The following is an 18,542-nucleotide window of genomic DNA, read 5'->3' on the forward strand; positions in this document are numbered from 1 at the left end:
AGCGAGTGATAGTTCAATATTCTGAGGCCTATGTTCGAATTTACTGAACAAGCTTACCTGCCTGGGGTCCTGGCTAAGTGATTGTCTGTGCTACACTACGCAAAATTTTGACAACCGAATCATCAGAATCAGCCAGTCTTCTGGCGACTAGCGAGCTTTAAACTTTATGTCTGATACACCCCATTCGCCACTGGCGGCACTCTCACCGCGCCTTGACTCGCTGATGCTGCGCGACCGCCAGCGTCTGCTCAAACGCCTGCACGGTGCAAAAAAAGTGAAGAACCCTGAGGCACAGCAGGCGATAGCAGAAGAGCTGAGCGTAGAGATCGCCGTCGCTGAGCTGCGGGTCAGCCAGCGCCGCGCGGCCACGCCAGCCATCCGCTATCCGGAAAATCTGCCGGTCAGCCAGAAGAAGCAGGAAATTGCTGATGCCATCCGCGACCATCAGGTGGTGATTGTGGCGGGCGAAACCGGCTCCGGTAAAACCACTCAGCTGCCGAAAATCTGTCTTGAGCTGGGCAGGGGGATTACCGGGTTGATTGGCCACACGCAGCCACGTCGTCTGGCTGCCCGTACTGTTGCCGACCGTATCGCCGACGAGCTGGAAACCACGCTTGGTGGCTGCATTGGCTATAAGGTACGCTTTAACGATCAGGTCGGTGAAACCACTCAGGTTAAACTGATGACCGACGGTATTCTGCTGGCCGAAATCCAGCAGGATCGCCTGCTGATGCAGTACGACACCATCATTATCGATGAGGCGCACGAGCGCAGCCTGAACATCGACTTCCTGCTGGGTTACCTGCGCGAGCTGCTGCCGCGTCGTCCGGATTTAAAGGTCATCATTACCTCTGCGACCATCGATCCGCAGCGCTTCTCAAAGCACTTCCACCACGCCCCAGTGATTGAGGTTTCTGGCAGAACTTATCCGGTTGAAGTTCGCTATCGTCCCATTGTGGAAGAGGCCGACGATACCGATCGCGACCAGCTGCAGGCTATTTTTGACGCTGTGGATGAGCTGGGTAACGAAAGCCGCGGCGACATTCTGATCTTTATGAGCGGTGAGCGCGAAATCCGTGATACCGCCGACGCACTGAATCGTCGCGCTATGCCGCACACCGAGATCCTGCCGCTGTATGCCAGATTATCGAATGCCGAGCAGAATCGCGTATTTCAGTCGCACACGGGGCGTCGCATTGTGCTGGCGACCAACGTGGCGGAAACGTCACTGACCGTGCCGGGCATTAAATATGTCATCGATCCGGGGACGGCACGTATCAGCCGCTACAGCTTCCGCACCAAGGTGCAGCGCCTGCCGATTGAGCCAGTTTCTCAGGCTTCGGCCAACCAGCGCAAAGGTCGCTGCGGCAGGGTTTCTGAAGGGATTTGTATTCGTCTCTATTCCGAAGACGATTTCCTCAGCCGCCCGGAGTTTACCGACCCGGAAATTCTGCGCACCAACCTGGCGTCGGTCATCCTGCAGATGACGGCGCTGGGCCTGGGCGATATTAGTGCGTTTCCTTTTGTTGAGGCACCGGACAAACGTAATATTCAGGATGGCGTCAGGCTGCTGGAAGAACTGGGGGCGATTACCCAGAGCGACGATCAGCACTATAAACTGACGCCCTCAGGGCGTTCGCTTGCTCAATTGCCGGTCGATCCGCGGTTGGCAAAAATGGTGCTGGAAGCGCAGAAGTATAGCTGTACGCGCGAGGTGATGATCATTACTTCCGCGCTTTCCATTCAGGATCCGCGTGAGCGCCCGGTGGAAAAACAGCAGGCATCTGACGAAAAACACCGCAGGTTTGCTGACAAAGAGTCTGATTTCCTTTCGTTTGTGAATCTGTGGGACTATCTGCAGGAGCAGCAAAAAGCGCTCTCTTCCAGCCAGTTCCGCCGCCTGTGCAAGACCGATTACCTGAACTATCTGCGCGTGCGCGAATGGCAGGATATTTACACCCAGCTGCGCCAGGTTGTGCGTGAGCTGGGGATCCCGCTGAACAGCGAACCGGCTGAGTTCCGTGGCGTGCATACGGCGCTGTTAACCGGTCTGCTGTCGCACATCGGACAGAAGGATGCTGAAAAACAGGAGTTCACCGGCGCACGGAATGCCCGCTTCTCGATTTTCCCTGGATCGGGTTTATTCAAAAAACCGCCGAAATGGACGATGGTTGCCGAACTGGTGGAAACCAGTCGCCTGTGGGGACGCATTGCCGCCCGCATCGATCCGGAATGGATCGAGCCTGTTGCGCAGCATCTGATCAAGCGCAGCTACAGTGAACCACACTGGGAAAAAGCCCAGGGCGCAGTCATGGCCAGCGAGAAAGTCACGCTGTACGGGCTGCCGATCGTTGCCGCGCGTAAGGTAAATTACAGCCAGATCGATCCGGCACTGTCGCGTGAGCTGTTTATCCGCCATGCGCTGGTGGAGGGAGACTGGCAGACCCGCCATGCCTTCTTCCGGGCTAACCTCAGGCTACGTGAAGAGGTCGAGGAGCTGGAGCATAAATCCCGCCGCCGCGACATCCTGGTGGATGAAGAGACGCTGTTCAACTTCTACGACCAGCGCATTCCGCATGAGGTGGTGTCCGCGCGTCATTTTGACAGCTGGTGGAAGAAAGGCAGCCGCGAAGAGCCGGAGCAGCTGAATTTCGCCAAAGAGATGCTGATCAAAGAAGGCGCGGACAATGTCAGCAAGCTTGATTACCCGAACTTCTGGCTGCAGGGCAACCTCAAGCTGCGCCTGAGTTATCAGTTCGAGCCGGGCACTGATGCCGATGGCGTGACGGTGCACATTCCGCTGCCGTTGCTTAATCAGGTGGAAGAGAACGGGTTTGAATGGCAGATCCCCGGCCTGCGTCGCAACCTGGTGATTGCGCTGATCAAGTCATTGCCCAAACCGCTACGTCGAAACTTTGTTCCGGCACCGAACTATGCCGAAGCTTTCCTTGGCCGCGTTGCGCCACTGGAACTGCCGCTGCTGGAAGCGCTGGAGCGCGAATTCCGTCGGATGAGCGGGGTAACCATTGAACGCGAAGCCTGGCAATGGGATCAGGTGCCCGATCACCTTAAAATGACTTTCCGCGTGGTGGATGAGAACAACCGCAAACTGAGTGAAGGCCGTGACCTCTCAGTGCTGAAGGTGGAACTGAAAGGTCAGATTCAGGAAACGCTGTCGAAAGTCGCGGATGACGGGCTGGAACAGAGCGGCCTGCACATCTGGAGCTTTGGCAACCTGCCCGATCATTTCGAGCAGAAGCGCGGCAACTACAGCGTCAAAGCTTGGCCCGCACTGGTGGATGAAAAAGACAGCGTGGCGATCCGCCTGTTCGATTCTCAGCATGAACAGCAGAAAGCGATGTGGCGTGGGCAGCGCAGGCTGCTGTTACTGAACATTCCGTCGCCGATTAAATATCTGCACGAGAAACTGCCGAACAAGGCCAAGCTGGGGCTGTACTTTAACCCCTATGGCAAAGTGCTGGATTTGATTGATGACTGCATTGCATGCGGCGTTGACAAGCTGATCGCGGAACATGGCGGCCCAACCTGGCAGGAAGAGGAGTTCACTAAGCTGCACGATAAGGTGCGCGCCGGGCTGAATGATACGGTGGTGGATATCGCCAAAAAAGTGGAGCAGATCCTCACTTCAGTGTTTAACATCAATAAGCGCCTGAAAGGTCGGGTGGATATGGCAATGGCCCTTGCGCTGTCTGACGTTAAAGCGCAGATGGGCGGACTGGTCTATCGCGGGTTCGTCACGCAGAACGGCTGGAAACGTCTGTCAGATACGCTGCGTTACCTTAATGCGATTGAGCGCCGTCTGGAAAAGCTGCCGGTGGACCCAAACAGCGACCGCGCCAGAATGCTGAAGGTGGAAAAGATTCAGCAGGCGTGGAGCAGCTGGTTTAACAAACTGCCTGCTGTGCGCAAGGATGATGAAGACGTGCAGGATGTTCGCTGGATGATTGAGGAACTGCGGGTCAGCTTATTCGCCCAGCAGCTGGGCACGCCTTATCCGGTTTCCGAGAAGCGTATTCAGCAGGCAATGGATGAGATCGTGATCTGACAGAGATGGCCTGCGCAGGAAGCGCAGGCCCATCACCACTCAGCCTGATTCTGTCCGGCGGCTGCCGGGCCTGAAGCCGTGAGTGCGGGCCGACCACGCAATAACAAAACCCGCCAGCAACAGCAGGAGCATCACCGGAGGAAAGGCAGACGTTCCCCACCAGTTGAGCAGCGCTCCTCCTGCCAGACCACCGCCAGCAATCGCGCTGTTCCACGCCACCACGTTCATCGACAGCGCCACATCTGCACCGTCTCCTGCCGTATCGGCCAGCGCGGTTTGCAGCAGAGTGGCTGCGCCACCAAAGGTCAGTCCCCATTCCGCAACGCCAATACAGATGAACAGAGCAGAGCCGGATAACCAGATAAACAGCAAAGAGATCAGAGCAAAAGTCGCCAGGCTGACCAGCACGGCGGGGCGAAGATAATGATCGACAAGACGCCCGACGATAAAAATGGCCACCAGTGCCGCCACTCCAAACGTCAGCAGCACCCAGTCCACCTGGTGCAGTAGCCCTGCCTGCCGGATAAACGGTGCAATATAGGTATAAAGAATGTTGTGTGCGAGCATCCAGGCAATCACCACCGCGAGCACGGGCTTCACGCCGGGAGTGGTAAAGACCTTACGTAACGGCAGCCGGTCCTGACTGGCCTGTCCGGGATAATCCGGCACTTTCGCCAGCACCCAGACAATCAGGATAAGCGTCAGAGCCGACATCACGCTGAAGGCACTACGCCAGCCAGCGACACCGCCCAGCCAGGTTCCCAGCGGCACACCTAAAGATAAGGCGATTGGTGTGCCAACCATCGCCACGGCCAGAGCTTTGCCCTGCTGTGCGGGGGGAACCATACGGCGTGCGTAACCAGCCAGCAGGCTCCAGGCCAGCCCGGCGGCCACACCAGCGAAAAATCTCGCCGTCAGCGTCAACCAGTAGCTGGAAGACCATGCGGTCACTGAATTGAAGATCAGGAATCCGGCGATGGTCATCAGCAATACCGTGCGCCGACGCCAGCCCTGAGTTGCAATGGTCAGCGGAATGGCCGCCAGCAGAGAACCCAGAGCGTAGGCGGTTACCGTCTGCCCGGCCAGAGAACTGGAAACATTCAGCCCCAGAGCCATCTGCGGCAGTAGCCCGGCAGGCAGTGTTTCGGTGATGATGCAAATAAATCCGGTCATCGCCAGCGCAAGGAGGGCAGCCATTGGTAGCCGGTTCTCCTCTTTACTGGCCTTTGAGGCGTGTCGGGTTGTTATCGTTTTCCTCAGTGTCATAAAAATCCCCATCTGAACTGAATGCTTGTTTTGTATCGATTGGTATGTATTTGAGTGAAAAAACCTCATGACGGACGAGGTAGACGAAAGCCAAACGGGATCGCTTGCTGAAATATATATACCAATCGGTACGTTAATCGAGAGGGGTTGGATTGTCAAACACATCTGTATCGATTAGTATACGAGTCAATTGAACAGGTCAGTTTCCGGAGATCACCATGGCCACAATGGGACGTCCGCGCACCTTCGACCGCGATCGTGCAATCGAACAGGCGCTGCATATCTTCTGGCAGAACGGCTATGAATCCACTTCGCTCAGCCAGTTGAAAGCGGGTATCGGTAACGGCATCACTGCCCCCAGTTTTTACGCGGCTTTTGCTTCGAAAGAAGCGCTGTTCGGGGAGTGTGTGCAACGTTATTTGCATACCTATGCCAGAGTCACCGATCCCTTATGGGATTCGGCATTGACACCACGCGACGCGATAGAAACCGCGCTGCGCCATTCCGCCAAAATGCAGTGTGAGCGGGGGCATCCTAAAGGGTGCATGGTGGCACTTGGGATCCTGAGTGCGCCTTCTGAAGTGAACAAGTCGGTAACAGAACCACTCACTCGTTCACGCGAGCGGACCCGTGCGGGCATTAAGGCCTGTGTACAGCGGGGAGCTGAGAGCGGAGAGTTACGTGCAGGCGTTGATGTGCGTGCCCTGACCACAGTTTTTGACTCTTTCCTGCTTGGATTGTCGACTCTTGCGCGCGATGGTGTACCCCTGGCGGCGATGAACGCAGGCATCGCGCAAATCATGACGGTCTGGGATGCCTCTTGTCAGCACGTTTAAGAATGGAGTCACTCGTCCCTGAGTCTTCTTACTGCGCCAGCGCTTCCAGATTATCGCGGAAGGCCGTAACGGCTATCGCCCGGTTATCGGCCAGATAACGGTCTTTCGCAGCCGGTGCTGAGCTTTGCACCGCAATCAGCTGCCATGCATTGTCCACCTTCATTAACAGCGGAGAACCGCTGTCGCCGGGCAGGGTATCGCACTGGTGCGAGAGGACGCCTTTCTGCGGCCAGCCGGTGACCAGGCAATCGCTGTGAGAATAGAGCGTGTCCAGATGATCCAGAGGATAACCAGCCTGGGTCACACGTCGCGAGGCAGTTTTCAGCGCGGCTGCAAGATCGCTGCGGCTGCCATCAAATAACGGCAAAGGCGTAATGCCCGAAGGCGGATTCCTTAAAATGATCAGGCCGTAATCATAAGGAGCGGCTGAAGAAGGGACGATCCAGCCTTCGCCATCGGCCTTGAGTTTTTTACCCAGTTCCGGATCGACGCGGCTAATAATGTCGTGGATTTCATAGCGCCAGCCGCCTTTGCCGTTGGAGATAAAACGCAACGCGATGGCCTTGTCGAGTTTACCCGGAGGGGCGAACAGACAGTGTCCGGCAGTTAACGCCAGATGAGCAGAAATCAGGGTGGCGGTGCAGAGGTTACCGCTGGCGGTTTCCAGCTGGCCAATGGCTTCCCAGGGTTGTGTCGCCGTTTCGGTGATCGCCTTGCGGTCATCTTTCCCGAAGAACAGCGTTTTGACTTCAGCCGGGCCTGGGCCTTCATCATCATCGTCAGCATGGGCATAAAACGAAAAGGCTAAACATCCGATTAAAAAAACAGCAGTCAGGCGCATATCTCTCTCTGAGTGGAGAATTATTGGAAAGTGTCGGAACCACCAGTGACGATAACTATAGTCGGATAGTGAGAAAAAAGGGAGTTGAATATTGGAATATCAGAAAGCAGGGTATCAAAGATAGAAGCTGACAGCGACAACGCCGCAGAGGATCATTAAACCCAGGATAATTTCGAATAAATAGCGGCGCACCATCATCCGATACTCCAGAAAGAAACACCCGGACGAACCGGGTGTTTAAGTTATCAGTCTTAAGAGGGAGCAAGGCTCCCGCTTCATCAGTTATGCTTTAGGGGCAGCGGATTTTTTAGCCACTTTTTTGTGATGAACTTTTTTAGCAGCCTGAGCTTTCTGAGCTACTGGTTTTTTAGCTACTTTTTTGTGATGAACTTTTTTAGCAGCCTGAGCTTTCTGAGCTGCTGGTTTTTTAGCTACTTTCTTGTGGTGCTTTTTGGCAGCCTGAGCTTTCTGGGCAGCGGCTTTCTTTGCCACTTTCTTATGGTGTACTTTTTTAGCAGCCTGAGCTTTCGCAGGTACAGCTGAAGTCGTGGTAGCAGCAGGAGCAGCTGGAGCAGCGGTGGTTTCAGCTGCGAAAGCAACTGAAGACAGACCCATAGCAGCGGCTACAACCAGAGCAAATAATTTTTTCATTGCAAAACCCTCAAAGTTTATTTCACGTGTCAGCCCACTGCGGGGCCGGTGAAACAAATATATGAGATAGCGATGAAGGTTTCCGTGAGTGATTGGTATCGGCGTGTAACCGATTGTACAAAGCAGAGAGGGGAGCAAAAAACTGAGGATATACAGCATTGCGGCCCCAGCATAAAGGTTTATGGCAGTGACCGCAATCCATCAGCCTGCTATCGGTTGTTGAGGTAGCGGTTTTCAAGATGCTGTTTAAAATACAGCGGGTTAAGATCTTCACCGGTAGCATTTTCAATCAGCTGGCGGGTGCTGAAGCGGCTGCCGTGCTGCCAGATATTCTGTTCCAGCCAGTCAAATACCGGCTGCAGATTGCCTTCACGCAGCAGCTCGTTGACCTGAGGTAACGCTTTTTTCACTCCCTGAAACAGCTGAGCCGCGTACATTGCGCCCAGTGTATACGTTGGGAAATAACCAAATGCGCCATCAGTCCAGTGAATATCCTGCATACAACCATCGCGATAATTGCCGGTGGTATCAATACCCAGCAGGGATTGCATCTGTTCCTGCCACAGCGCCGGAATATCATCGACCTCAATTTCTCCGCCAATCAGCGCTTTTTCGATTTCATAGCGCAGAATAATATGTGCCGGATAGCTGACCTCATCAGCATCCACACGGATCAGGCCGGGCTTCACACGCTGATTCAGAGCGATAAAGTTGGTTTGCTCCAGCGCCGTTTGATCGCCCAGCAGCAGCTTTACATGTGGCAGCAGCAGGTTAAGAAATTCTGCACTGCGGCCCAGCTGTTTCTCAAAAAACAGGCTCTGGGATTCATGAATTGCCGTGGAGCGTGCATGGGCAACCGGCTGGCCTGCCCACTGTTTGGGCAGATTTTGCTCGTAACGGGCATGTCCGGTTTCGTGGATTACTCCCATCATCGCGCTGATGAATTCGTTCTCGTTGTATCGCGTAGTAATGCGGACATCTTCCGGCACGCCACCACAGAACGGGTGCGCACTGACGTCCAGCCGCCCGGCGTTAAAATCAAAATTCAGCAGCTTCATAATCGCCAGTCCCAACTGTTCCTGGGATTCAACCGCAAACGGGCCGACCGGGATATCAACCGTCTCCTGCGCCTGCTTATCAACGATGCGCTGAAGCAGGGAAGGCAGCCACTGTTTGATTTCACCAAATGTTTGATCCAGCCTGGCGCTGGTCATTCCCGGTTCGAAAACGGACAGCAACGCATCATAACGTGTGCAGCCGTTGGCCTGCGCGCGGATCTCCGCTTCCTGGCGGCTCAGCTTTACCACCTCTTTAAGGTTTGCTGAGAATCCCTGCCAGTCATTGGCCGGGCGCTGCTGACGCCAGGCGTGCTCACAGCGGGAGCCGGCAACCGATTTGGCTTCCACCAGCGAGGCCGGAAGCAGGGAAGCCTGCTGCCAGGCACGCTGCATTTCGGACAGGTTGGCACGCTCAACATCATTCAGTGGATCCTGTGCCGCCTCTTCCAGCCACTGGCCGACCTTTTTGTCGGTCAGAATTTCATGCTGTAGCACGCTCAGTTCAGCCAGTGCAGCCCCACGGGCGCTGCTGCCACCGGGCGGCATCATGGTCATCATATCCCAGCCGGTGATGGCGGAAAGATGGCTGAACCGGGACAGGCGGGTGAAGGTTTTCGTCAGATTAGCGTAGGCAGATGACATGGGTATCCTTGACGTTTTCGGGCGCTGTCAGGCAGCGCGGGGAGGAGTTAAGGGTAAATCAACCGGCCAGCAAAAGCGAACGCTTGCACCGCCAAGCGGGCTGGCGTCAATGACCACGTGGCCACCAAATGCCTGGGCAACGGAGTGGACGATAGCCAGACCCAGACCGCAGCCGCCGGTAGCACGGTCACGGCTGGGATCGAGGCGGACGAACGGCTCAAATACCCGCTCACGTTCGGCCTGCGGGATGCCCGGACCGTCATCCTCAACCTGCAGGCAGGCAACGTTACCGTCAAACCACAGGCCGACGCGCAGGTGCTGACCCGCATAGCGCAGGGCATTATTCACCAGGTTATCGAGTACACGCTCCATCAGGCGGGTGTCCGCTACGCCGACGTTCTGCCGCTGCGGAGTGTTCAGCTCAATCTCAAATTCAGGATGAACAGAGCGGATATCGTCCAGTCGCTCACCCAGCCACTCCGCCAGATCCAGAGACTGCAGGTTGAGATCGACTTTGGGCCGGTCCAGGCGGGCATAGGTCAGCAGCTCTTCGATCAGCGCCTCCAGCTGGCCAATATCCCGGTTCAGCGCAGCCGCTTCGGTATCGCTTAAATTATCACTCATTTCCAGCCGGTATCGCAGGCGTACCAGCGGCGTTCGCAACTCATGGGCAATGCCGTCGATCAGCTGCTTTTTACTGGCGACCAGCGTGTTGATATTGTCAGCCATTTGATTAAAGGCCACCCCAAGGCGCAGCAGGCTGGAAGCACTGTCAAAGTGAATGCGTTCATCCAGATGCCCCTGGCCCAATCGCTGAGCCGCTGATTCCAGCCGCAGCATGTCCTTCCAGTGCGGGCGCATCCAGATAAACACCGGCAACGCCAGTGAAATACCAATAAACGCCAGCAGCGCGATATCAAGAATGCGCATTTCATGCAGGAAAAACAGATAGGGGATTGGTCCAACGGCCAGCACATAATGGCTGCGGGGAATATGCTGCAGGAAAGTGTATTCATCATCCAGCGCCACAATCTCTCCGGCGCGCAGGCGGCGCAAAGTAACCGGATCGAGCTGGTATTTGCTCATCGGTTCAATATGCAGTTTGAACGACAGATTCAGCTCCAGATTATCAATGGTTTTATTCCAGTCGCGCGGTGGTATTTCACGCAGCTCGCTGCGCATCAGATACAACGAGCTTTTCATCAGATCGTCCATCGACTGACGCCCGGCACGTTCGGCGGTAAATTTGTAAACCAGCCCGACCAGCATGGCCATAACCAGAAAGCAGACAAACAGCAGAAGATAGAATTGGATAAAGAGCTTTCTCATTATTCATCACCATTAAAACAATAAGTTACCAATGCTTCCCCCCGCTGGCAAGGGCATGTCGGGAACGGTAATGTAACCGCCAGTGTGCTTATCTGACCGTCATCCAGTGCATTTATCCACGCGCAGCGCACTGTGTAAACCATTTCCGTGTTTTCGTGCCCCAGTTGAGCGGCTATCGTATCAATTGTTTTTCTGTCTTACTCAACTCGCGGTATTGAATAATGACCGGTTTTTTTCACTTGAGGAATCTGCATGAGAATGTATTACTTTCTTTTGGAAATAATTATATTAACGAATATTATTACGCATACAAGATAAATCGCTGTAGAACCCCATGCATAATCTGGCCAGTAATTTACAGAAATAACTAAAAATAGAATTACTGTTCCAAGAGGAATGTATGCGGTAAATAAGCTATCTAATAAATCCTGCCACCATCTACGAAATAAAAACTTCATCTCATCAACCTTAGGATAGCAGACGCTATTTCCTCGTTTGTTTTTGTGGATATGTCAAGTTCAACTCTGGTGACAATTGATTCAATCAAAAAATAGAGCATTTCGACTTCAGCACGATAGAAGGCCTGGTACAGACCAGTATTGCGGGATTTGAGTCTGGCGGCACCCTCAGCAGCTAACTGGACATGTCCATAAAAGCTGGCAGCGACAACATATAATTGGCTTCGTGATTTAAGTTTGCTATCTATAGCGGCACGAAGTCCGAAACTCATACAGATAGCAGAGGTTACTGCATACGTGAAGCTGCGAGTCGTGAACGTTGAACTGGAAATATTTGCACCGAGTTTAAACAATATTGCCTGGGTTTTATTGACTCTTTCGTCCGACATGTTACCTAACCAATATTTAACGAATATGTAAATCAGTAATTTAACAATGTCGGGATGTTTTATTACTTGTATTATTGCCATGCCAAAACGAACATCTTCTTTTTTTAAATTAGCGCAAACATCCTGGTAGTTATCAAAAAAACAAGAAGAATACCATGTCAGGCGAGTGACGCCTGCACTTATCGTTTGGGCCTGTTGCATAATTTGATGACCAGTTTTCCTGACTCCTTTTCAAGGATTATTGCCAGCTGCTTTTCAGCATCTAACTTGTCCAGTATCAGTGAGTTATAACTCATATTCCCTCTTTAATATCTTCCTTACAGATGGCTAAACTGCCATCTTTACTGTACAGAGCAGGAACTTTATCAGGGTTGCGATTAACCACCGTTAGTATGTGGTTTTGGCCGGGCTATGTAAAGTCGGCCCTTATTAATGGGGCAATGATAAAAGCGGCTTTATTGCGCGTCCCAGGCATGCGGTGCAAACAGATACCCTTTATTACGAATAGTTTTGATGCGATAGGGCTCCGTTGCGCTGTCCAGCAGTTTTTTGCGCAGGCGGGAAATGGCCACATCAATACTGCGATCCATGCCGTCATAGCTGACTCCGCGCAGGTTTTTCAGCAGTGCGTCACGGTTCAGGATCGAACCGGCATGCGTTGCCAGTTCCCATAGCAGATCAAAGTCGGCGGTGGAAAGGGCGATGATTTCACTTCCCAGCGTGACCTGACGGTTAATCGGATCGACAGACAGCGTGCCAAAGCGTAACGTTTTTTGTCCCGGAACCGCAGGGGCAATCTCGTCACTCTGAGCATGCGTCCCGGCCTGGCGCAGATGTAAACGCAGGCGTGCCAGTAAAACAGCGGGTGGGGTGGTTTTCAGAATGTAGTCATTCGCCCCCATCTCCAGCGACAAAATATGGTTCATATCGCTGTCCAGTGAGGTCAGCAGCACGATAGGTCCCGACCAGATTTTACCGGCACGCAGGTCGCGGCACAGGGTCATCCCATCTTTGCCTGGCAGCATAATGTCCAGCATCACCAGATCCGGATTGGCGGCGGCGATGGTGGCTTCAGCCCGGTCACCGCGACTTTCCACAATGACTTCAATGTCATGGCGGCTCAGATAAGCTGCAATCAGTTCACCCACATCCTGGTCATCTTCCACGAAAACGATTTTGTTCATAGCGCCATTTATCTGAGGAGGAAAGGTTAGATTACTATTTGTTAACACGGACTACTATGTCTCCGCGCTAAATAACTCTCGATGTATAGTAAAGGAGTCACTAAATATGCCATTATATCCGCAGGGTTGCTTCAGGCCGCCCGGGGGATTTTTTTCGGTGAAAGGAGAGCATAGTGTCGGATAAAGAACTGGCTCCAGCAGTGCACAGTGACCATATCTGCCTCAATTACATCGATTTTCTTGCGGCTTCCTGCAAAAAACGCTGGAGTTTTGTCGACGCTATCTACGGCGTAATGCCCATCTTTGGCATGGTCACCCGCAAGTCGCAGGATCTGCCCGGTGCCCCTTCAGAACGGCTGAAGGTGCTGGCATTACAGATCATCTCCACTCAGGTGAGTGATGAGATTAATATTGCCCGATTGATAACTTTAGCTGAACAACAGCACATCTCGCAGTTCGATATTTTACTGCCTTACCCGCTTTCAGAGCAGCAACTTAAAGGTATTCGCCTGGAGTACGTTAAGTCGCTGGATCTTGAGCAGTATGATGACCGACTGACGGTCACCCTGCCTGCCTTTTCGCATTCGCACTGATTACCGCACCTAAAGCCCAGCACTGCCAGCACAATAAACAGTCCAAGCGGCACCATTTTGCCCAGCGTGGCGGCCAGGTTGATGCTGGCCGCAGTTTGCACGCCGCGCAGCACCAGCCACAACAGGATCGACGCACCGAGAATTGCCTGCCAGGTATTGCCATCGCCAAACACCACATGGCCTGGAGAGTCGGTGAAAAAGCTCAGCGCCGAAAAGACAATCACCAGGTAGGAAACGTTGGCGATCACCGCACACAGCCAGTAGCCCCAGGCGGAGCAGAAACCGACCAGCTCGCCAAAGCCTGCGCGGGCGTAGGTGAAGATCCCGCCGTCCAGCTCAGGTTTCAGGCGGGTCAGCAGCAGCGCCAGCGACAGTAAAATAATCCCCGCGCCGGTAATTGCCCAGCCAATCAGCAGGGCTGCCGGGCTGGCGACAGCGGCCATGTTCAGTGGCAGGCTGAAAACGCCTGCGCCGAGCATGGAACTCAGAACCAGCGCCGTGAGGGCGGTAAGACCTAATTTTTTGTCCAAAAAAGCATCCAAAATTCAGAATAAAAAACCATTACAGCGGCAATGGTACGTTTTTAATTCGACCGGCTGCGCTTAAAAACGAATGAATGCCCGTAAACCGGCGGCGATTTTACGGAGTGAGCCAGACAGATGCAATGCGAAGGGGACGAAAAGATGCATGGTTATGCAAAATTCAGCGGAAAATTATGCATGGCGGAGGCGACCGAAAGCCGCCTCCTTTAAAGCTTACTTAAACAGGTCAGCAGAAACGGTGAGGTTACCGCCGCTCTGATTGGACCACTGACGGGTGATATGGTAGTACTTCGCGCCCTTATCGATAGCGGCACGGCCCACGGCGTCAGAGATTTCGGTAGGGGTACCGAAGTGACCGGTGAAGGTCACGCTGTCAAACGGCTGCATCTGCGCGGCGGTAACAGCGTTAACTTCCTGCACGCTTTTACCGTCTGGTGTTTTAACAGTGTAGCGCTGACCCGTAGAAGACTGAGTCTCAAAGAAACGACCCACTTTATTGCTTGGGGTTTCAGAAGAGGCCACGCCAGGGATCTGCACGGTTTTAGCGGCAGCGCCACCGGCAGCCAGGGCGGCTTTGCCCGCCTGAGAATCCGCCGGGATCAGGTCAGGGGACTGTACTTTACGCTCCGGTGCATCCGCTTTATAGATATAAGCAGTGATGTACTGGTTGCCGCCGCTGTTGGCGTCAATCTGACGGATAATAAAGAAGGAAGCAGCACCTTTGCTTTTTGCCTGCTTGGTGATGGCATCGTTTACATCCGGCTGGCTGCGGTAGAAGCCGCTGATAGAGACGGTATCGTAAGGCTCCAGCTTGTAGGCTTCACTTTTGGTCAGCTCACGGACGCCGTTAATCACACGATCCTGGTTTTTAGTGTCCTCTGGCGCATCTGCATGATACAGGTCTGCCACCACACGCCAGTTACCGCTGTTGCCGTTGCTGTCGTTGATCCCCTGAATATAGTAGGAAGCCGCACCCAGTTCATCGGCACGTTTAGAGATGGCATCGCTCGCATCACCAATCGCATTAAAGCGGCCTGAAATCGCAATACGATCGAATGGCTTCAGTGATGCCGCTTTTTCTGGCGTCAGTTCCTGTGCCGCATAAGCGGATAATGATGTGAGTGACAACAGGGCTGATGCCAGAATGGTATTCTTCAGCTTCATAAAAATAATCCTTCGCCTTACGCAAAAAATGAGTACGAAAACGTGCTGGACTCTTGATGTGTAACAGATTAGCTGCCGATTATTGCATGTAATAATGCATCCTGTCTCAGCCATTTTGAGCGAAACAGGGCAGCGGGGAAAAGTCACGGGCAGCAAGATATTAAAGAAATGTTAAATTGCGGCTTTTGTCACCCACTTACCAGTTATAGCGGTTATTGTTACCTGTTATATAGTTAATCCTTTGTTAAATAATGTTTTTTAACCTCCGTCCTGCTATATCATCCCGGATTTCGTTAGCAGATTATGCGTAATTTCCAGTTAAATTCAGTGCAGAAATAGCGTTATTGGGACTTGCCTCTGAATTTTTATATGAAAAGCGGAGAAATGCGCGCAGGACGGCTGGATCGCAAGTCATAATTTCAGTAGGTTATAAACAGTTTGCAACAGTTCCTGCGAGGGCCCGTTCGGGCCAGCGCAGCGAGGATCAATCTCCATCACCTTTGATGAAAGGGAATATTATGCTAATTGGAATCACCAAAGAGCGATTGCCCAACGAAGCACGAGTGGCTGCCACACCGAAAACGGTTGAGCAACTGCTGGCTTTGGGCTTCAGCGTCGCAGTTGAAAGCGGGGCAGGTAAGCTGGCTAGTTTTGATGACGCTGCTTATGTCGCTGCCGGTGCAACACTCACTGATACCGCCACTGTCTGGCAGTCCGATATCGTTCTTAAGGTTAATGCGCCAACGGATGAAGAGATCGCGTTGACCCGTGAAGGCAGCACGCTGGTGAGCTTTATCTGGCCTGCTCAGAATCCGGAATTGCTGGAAAAACTGGCTGCCCGTAAGGTCACGGTAATGTCGATGGATGCGGTGCCGCGTATATCTCGTGCACAATCCCTTGATGCTCTGAGCTCAATGGCGAACATCGCCGGCTATCGTGCAATTGTCGAAGCTGCGCATGAGTTTGGCCGTTTCTTTACCGGTCAGATCACCGCTGCAGGCAAAGTGCCACCGGCGAAGGTGATGGTGATTGGGGCTGGTGTGGCCGGTCTGGCCGCGATCGGTGCGGCCAACAGCCTCGGTGCAATCGTCCGCGCATTTGATACCCGCCCTGAAGTCAAAGAGCAGGTGCAGAGTATGGGTGCCGAGTTCCTCGAACTGGATTTTGAAGAGGAAGCGGGCAGCGGTGATGGCTATGCCAAAGTGATGTCCGAAGCCTTTATTAAAGCGGAGATGGCCCTGTTTGCCGCTCAGGCAGAAGAAGTGGATATTATTGTTACCACTGCGCTGATCCCAGGCCGTCCGGCACCAAAGCTGATCACCGCAGAGATGGTGGCTTCGATGAAGCCAGGCAGCGTGATTGTCGATCTGGCGGCGCAGACCGGCGGTAACTGTGAGCTGACTGTAGCGGATCAGGTGACCACCACCGAAAATGGCGTAAAGATTATCGGTTATACCGATCTGCCAAGCCGTTTGCCGACCCAGTCTTCTCAGCTTTATGGTACCAACCTGGTGAACCTGCTGAAGCTGCTGTGCAAAGAGAAAAACGGCGAAATCACCATTGATTTCGAAGATGTTGTTATTCGCGGTGTCACCGTAATCCGCGATGGCGAAGTGACCTGGCCAGCGCCACCAATTCAGGTATCAGCCGCGCCAAAAGCTGCGCCTGCAGCCGCGAAAGTGGCCGAAAAGGTGGAAGAGAAACCGGCTTCGCCGTACCGTAAATATGCGCTGTTCGTGCTGGCTATTGTGCTGTTTGGCTGGTTAGCCAACGTGGCTCCGCCTGCGTTCCTCTCGCACTTTACCGTCTTTGCCCTCTCCTGCGTGGTGGGTTACTACGTGGTGTGGAACGTCAGTCATGCTCTGCATACCCCGTTAATGTCGGTGACCAATGCCATTTCCGGCATCATTGTGGTCGGTGCTGTGCTGCAAATCGGTCATGGCGGCTGGGTCAGTTTTCTGTCCTTTATCGCCGTGCTGATTGCCAGCATCAACATCTTCGGTGGATTCACCGTTACTCAGCGCATGCTGAAAATGTTTCGTAAGAACTAAGGGGTAATCAATGTCTGGCGGATTAGTGACTGCAGCATACATTGTTGCCGCAATTCTTTTTATTTGCAGCCTGGCCGGGCTGTCGAAACATGAAACGTCCAAACAGGGCAACCTGTTCGGCATCAGCGGGATGGCAATTGCACTGCTGGCGACCATTCTGGGTCCGGACAGCGGCAACGTTGCCTGGGTTCTGCTGGCAATGGTCATTGGTGGCACTATCGGTATTCGTCTGGCGAAGAAGGTCGAAATGACCGAAATGCCAGAGCTGGTGGCCGTGCTGCACAGCTTCGTCGGTCTGGCTGCGGTGCTGGTAGGCTTTAACAGTTACCTGGATCACGCGCCAGGTCAGGAAGCGGTGATGGAAAATATCCATCTGACCGAAGTGTTCATCGGTATCTTTATCGGTGCGGTGACCTTCACCGGTTCGCTGGTCGCTTTTGGCAAGCTGCGCGGTAAGATCTCTTCCCGTCCACTGATGCTGCCGCATCGCCATAAGCTGAACCTGCTGGCGCTGGTGGTTTCGTTATGCATGCTGATCATCTTTGTGCGTACTGACCGCACCGTGGCGGAAGTGTTTGCGCTGATAATCATGACGCTGATAGCACTGGCCTTCGGCTGGCATCTGGTGGCGTCTATCGGCGGGGCGGATATGCCGGTGGTGGTCTCAATGCTCAACTCCTACTCTGGCTGGGCGGCGGCGGCGGCGGGCTTTATGCTCAGCAACGACCTGCTGATCGTCACCGGTGCGCTGGTGGGCTCAAGCGGGGCGATCCTCTCTTACATTATGTGTAAGGCGATGAACCGTTCGTTTATCAGCGTGATCGCTGGTGGCTTCGGGACGGACAGCAGCTCAACCGGTGAAAGCGAAGAAGTGGGCGAGCACCGTGAAATTGATGCGCAGGGTACGGCTGAACTGCTGAAAAATTCCAGCACGGTAATCATCACCCCGGGCTATGGCATGGCGGTAGCGCAGGCACAGTATCCGGTGGCTGAAATCACCGAGAAGCTGCGTGCGCGTGGTATCAAAGTTCGCTTTGGTATTCACCCGGTGGCCGGTCGTCTGCCTGGTCATATGAACGTGCTGCTGGCCGAAGCCCGCGTGCCTTACGATATCGTTCTGGAAATGGACGAGATCAATGATGATTTCGCGGATACCGACACCGTGCTGGTGATCGGCGCTAACGACACCGTCAACCCGGCCGCGCAGGAAGATCCGCGCAGTCCGATTGCGGGCATGCCGGTACTGGAAGTGTGGAAGGCGCAAAATGTGGTGGTCTTCAAGCGTTCAATGAATACCGGCTACGCCGGGGTACAGAACCCGCTGTTCTTTAAAGAGAACACCCAGATGCTGTTTGGCGATGCGAAAGCCACCGTTGATGCAATTCTGAAAGCACTGTAAACAAAATGCCCCTGAACGGGGGCATCTATTTGGCCAGTCTGATGCGGCCAGCGAAAAGGGGCAGAGAAATCTG

Annotated in this window: 13 protein-coding genes and 2 pseudogenes; 5 read left to right on the forward strand and 10 right to left on the reverse strand. The window is 53.6% G+C overall.

All coding sequences use genetic code 11. The annotated features are described in order from the left end of the window. Window positions 1–166: 166 nt before the first annotated feature. Window positions 167–4,066, forward strand: a complete 3,900-nt coding sequence (gene hrpA, locus AC3Y5R_RS02290) for an ATP-dependent RNA helicase HrpA (protein WP_489919969.1) — start codon at window positions 167–169, stop codon at window positions 4,064–4,066. Window positions 4,067–4,105: 39 nt separating this feature from the next. Here hrpA and AC3Y5R_RS02295 read toward each other — a convergent pair whose 3' ends face one another. Next, complete coding sequence (locus AC3Y5R_RS02295; protein ID WP_489919970.1) at window positions 4,106–5,497, reverse strand: MFS transporter; 1,392 nt, start codon at window positions 5,495–5,497, stop codon at window positions 4,106–4,108. Between the two features lie 53 nt (window positions 5,498–5,550). Here AC3Y5R_RS02295 and AC3Y5R_RS02300 point away from each other — a divergent pair, with 53 nt between their 5' ends. Continuing rightward, window positions 5,551–6,168 carry a TetR/AcrR family transcriptional regulator gene (locus AC3Y5R_RS02300; protein ID WP_489919971.1) on the forward strand — a complete coding sequence of 206 codons (618 nt, stop codon included), beginning with the start codon at window positions 5,551–5,553 and terminating at the stop codon, window positions 6,166–6,168. A gap of 28 nt (window positions 6,169–6,196) precedes the next feature. On the opposite strand, the gene AC3Y5R_RS02305 is transcribed toward AC3Y5R_RS02300, so the two are convergent. The 7 genes and pseudogenes from AC3Y5R_RS02305 to rstA all read right to left on the reverse strand — a co-directional run bounded on the left by AC3Y5R_RS02305 (window position 6,197) and on the right by rstA (window position 12,720). Next, complete coding sequence (locus AC3Y5R_RS02305; RefSeq protein WP_489919972.1) at window positions 6,197–7,009, reverse strand: trypsin-like serine peptidase; 813 nt, start codon at window positions 7,007–7,009, stop codon at window positions 6,197–6,199. 114 nt (window positions 7,010–7,123) lie between these two features. Then, entirely contained in the window at window positions 7,124–7,207 is an 84-nt protein-coding gene (gene ydgU / locus AC3Y5R_RS02310) for a small membrane protein YdgU (RefSeq protein ID WP_489920157.1), read from the reverse strand. A gap of 87 nt (window positions 7,208–7,294) precedes the next feature. Further along, window positions 7,295–7,660: pseudogene (gene asr, locus AC3Y5R_RS02315) on the reverse strand (acid resistance repetitive basic protein Asr); the annotation flags it as partial. A gap of 209 nt (window positions 7,661–7,869) precedes the next feature. Further along, a complete protein-coding gene (locus tag AC3Y5R_RS02320; RefSeq protein WP_489919973.1) occupies window positions 7,870–9,360 on the reverse strand; it encodes a carboxypeptidase M32 in 1,491 nt (496 codons plus the stop codon). A 27-nt stretch (window positions 9,361–9,387) separates the two neighbouring features. Beyond that, the gene (gene rstB, locus AC3Y5R_RS02325) at window positions 9,388–10,689 is read right to left on the reverse strand and encodes a two-component system sensor histidine kinase RstB (RefSeq protein ID WP_489919974.1); all 1,302 of its coding nucleotides are present in this window, start codon (window positions 10,687–10,689) and stop codon (window positions 9,388–9,390) included. A gap of 454 nt (window positions 10,690–11,143) precedes the next feature. Beyond that, entirely contained in the window at window positions 11,144–11,737 is a 594-nt protein-coding gene (locus tag AC3Y5R_RS02330) for a hypothetical protein (protein WP_489919975.1), read from the reverse strand. 254 nt (window positions 11,738–11,991) lie between these two features. Continuing rightward, window positions 11,992–12,720 (reverse strand): two-component system response regulator RstA, encoded by a 729-nt coding sequence (gene rstA / locus AC3Y5R_RS02335; RefSeq protein WP_489919976.1) that lies wholly within the window; start codon window positions 12,718–12,720, stop codon window positions 11,992–11,994. Between the two features lie 173 nt (window positions 12,721–12,893). Here rstA and AC3Y5R_RS02340 point away from each other — a divergent pair, with 173 nt between their 5' ends. Further along, a complete protein-coding gene (locus AC3Y5R_RS02340; protein WP_489919977.1) occupies window positions 12,894–13,313 on the forward strand; it encodes a hypothetical protein in 420 nt (139 codons plus the stop codon). A gap of 11 nt (window positions 13,314–13,324) precedes the next feature. On the opposite strand, the pseudogene AC3Y5R_RS02345 reads toward AC3Y5R_RS02340, so the two are convergent. Both AC3Y5R_RS02345 and ydgH read right to left on the reverse strand, forming a co-directional pair. Then, window positions 13,325–13,843: pseudogene (locus AC3Y5R_RS02345) on the reverse strand (amino acid permease); the annotation flags it as partial. A gap of 225 nt (window positions 13,844–14,068) precedes the next feature. Further along, on the reverse strand, window positions 14,069–15,019 hold the full coding sequence (gene ydgH / locus AC3Y5R_RS02350; protein WP_489919978.1) for a DUF1471 family protein YdgH: 951 nt from the start codon (window positions 15,017–15,019) through the stop codon (window positions 14,069–14,071). Window positions 15,020–15,537: 518 nt separating this feature from the next. Here ydgH and pntA point away from each other — a divergent pair. Both pntA and pntB read left to right on the forward strand, forming a co-directional pair. After that, on the forward strand, window positions 15,538–17,070 hold the full coding sequence (gene pntA / locus AC3Y5R_RS02355) for a Re/Si-specific NAD(P)(+) transhydrogenase subunit alpha (RefSeq protein WP_489919979.1): 1,533 nt from the start codon (window positions 15,538–15,540) through the stop codon (window positions 17,068–17,070). A gap of 10 nt (window positions 17,071–17,080) precedes the next feature. Beyond that, window positions 17,081–18,469: a Re/Si-specific NAD(P)(+) transhydrogenase subunit beta gene (pntB, locus tag AC3Y5R_RS02360; RefSeq protein ID WP_489919980.1), complete on the forward strand. Its 1,389-nt coding sequence runs from the start codon at window positions 17,081–17,083 to the stop codon at window positions 18,467–18,469. Window positions 18,470–18,542 lie beyond the last annotated feature (73 nt).

It is taken from the genome of Erwinia sp. 009765445 (assembly GCF_058137865.1).

Bases quoted from the DNA above. Each gene is read 5' to 3' on its own strand.
- rstA (WP_489919976.1), bottom strand. From the start codon at position 12,720: ATGAACAAAATCGTTTTCGTGGAAGATGACCAGGATGTGGGTGAACTG.
- AC3Y5R_RS02330 (WP_489919975.1), bottom strand. From the start codon at position 11,737: ATGCAACAGGCCCAAACGATAAGTGCAGGCGTCACTCGCCTGACATGG.
- hrpA (WP_489919969.1), top strand. From the start codon at position 167: ATGTCTGATACACCCCATTCGCCACTGGCGGCACTCTCACCGCGCCTT.
- AC3Y5R_RS02300 (WP_489919971.1), top strand. From the start codon at position 5,551: ATGGCCACAATGGGACGTCCGCGCACCTTCGACCGCGATCGTGCAATC.
- AC3Y5R_RS02295 (WP_489919970.1), bottom strand. From the start codon at position 5,497: ATGTGTTTGACAATCCAACCCCTCTCGATTAACGTACCGATTGGTATA.
- pntA (WP_489919979.1), top strand. From the start codon at position 15,538: ATGCTAATTGGAATCACCAAAGAGCGATTGCCCAACGAAGCACGAGTG.
- pntB (WP_489919980.1), top strand. From the start codon at position 17,081: ATGTCTGGCGGATTAGTGACTGCAGCATACATTGTTGCCGCAATTCTT.
- ydgH (WP_489919978.1), bottom strand. From the start codon at position 15,019: ATGAAGCTGAAGAATACCATTCTGGCATCAGCCCTGTTGTCACTCACA.
- rstB (WP_489919974.1), bottom strand. From the start codon at position 10,689: ATGAGAAAGCTCTTTATCCAATTCTATCTTCTGCTGTTTGTCTGCTTT.
- AC3Y5R_RS02320 (WP_489919973.1), bottom strand. From the start codon at position 9,360: ATGTCATCTGCCTACGCTAATCTGACGAAAACCTTCACCCGCCTGTCC.
- AC3Y5R_RS02305 (WP_489919972.1), bottom strand. From the start codon at position 7,009: ATGCGCCTGACTGCTGTTTTTTTAATCGGATGTTTAGCCTTTTCGTTT.
- ydgU (WP_489920157.1), bottom strand. From the start codon at position 7,207: ATGATGGTGCGCCGCTATTTATTCGAAATTATCCTGGGTTTAATGATC.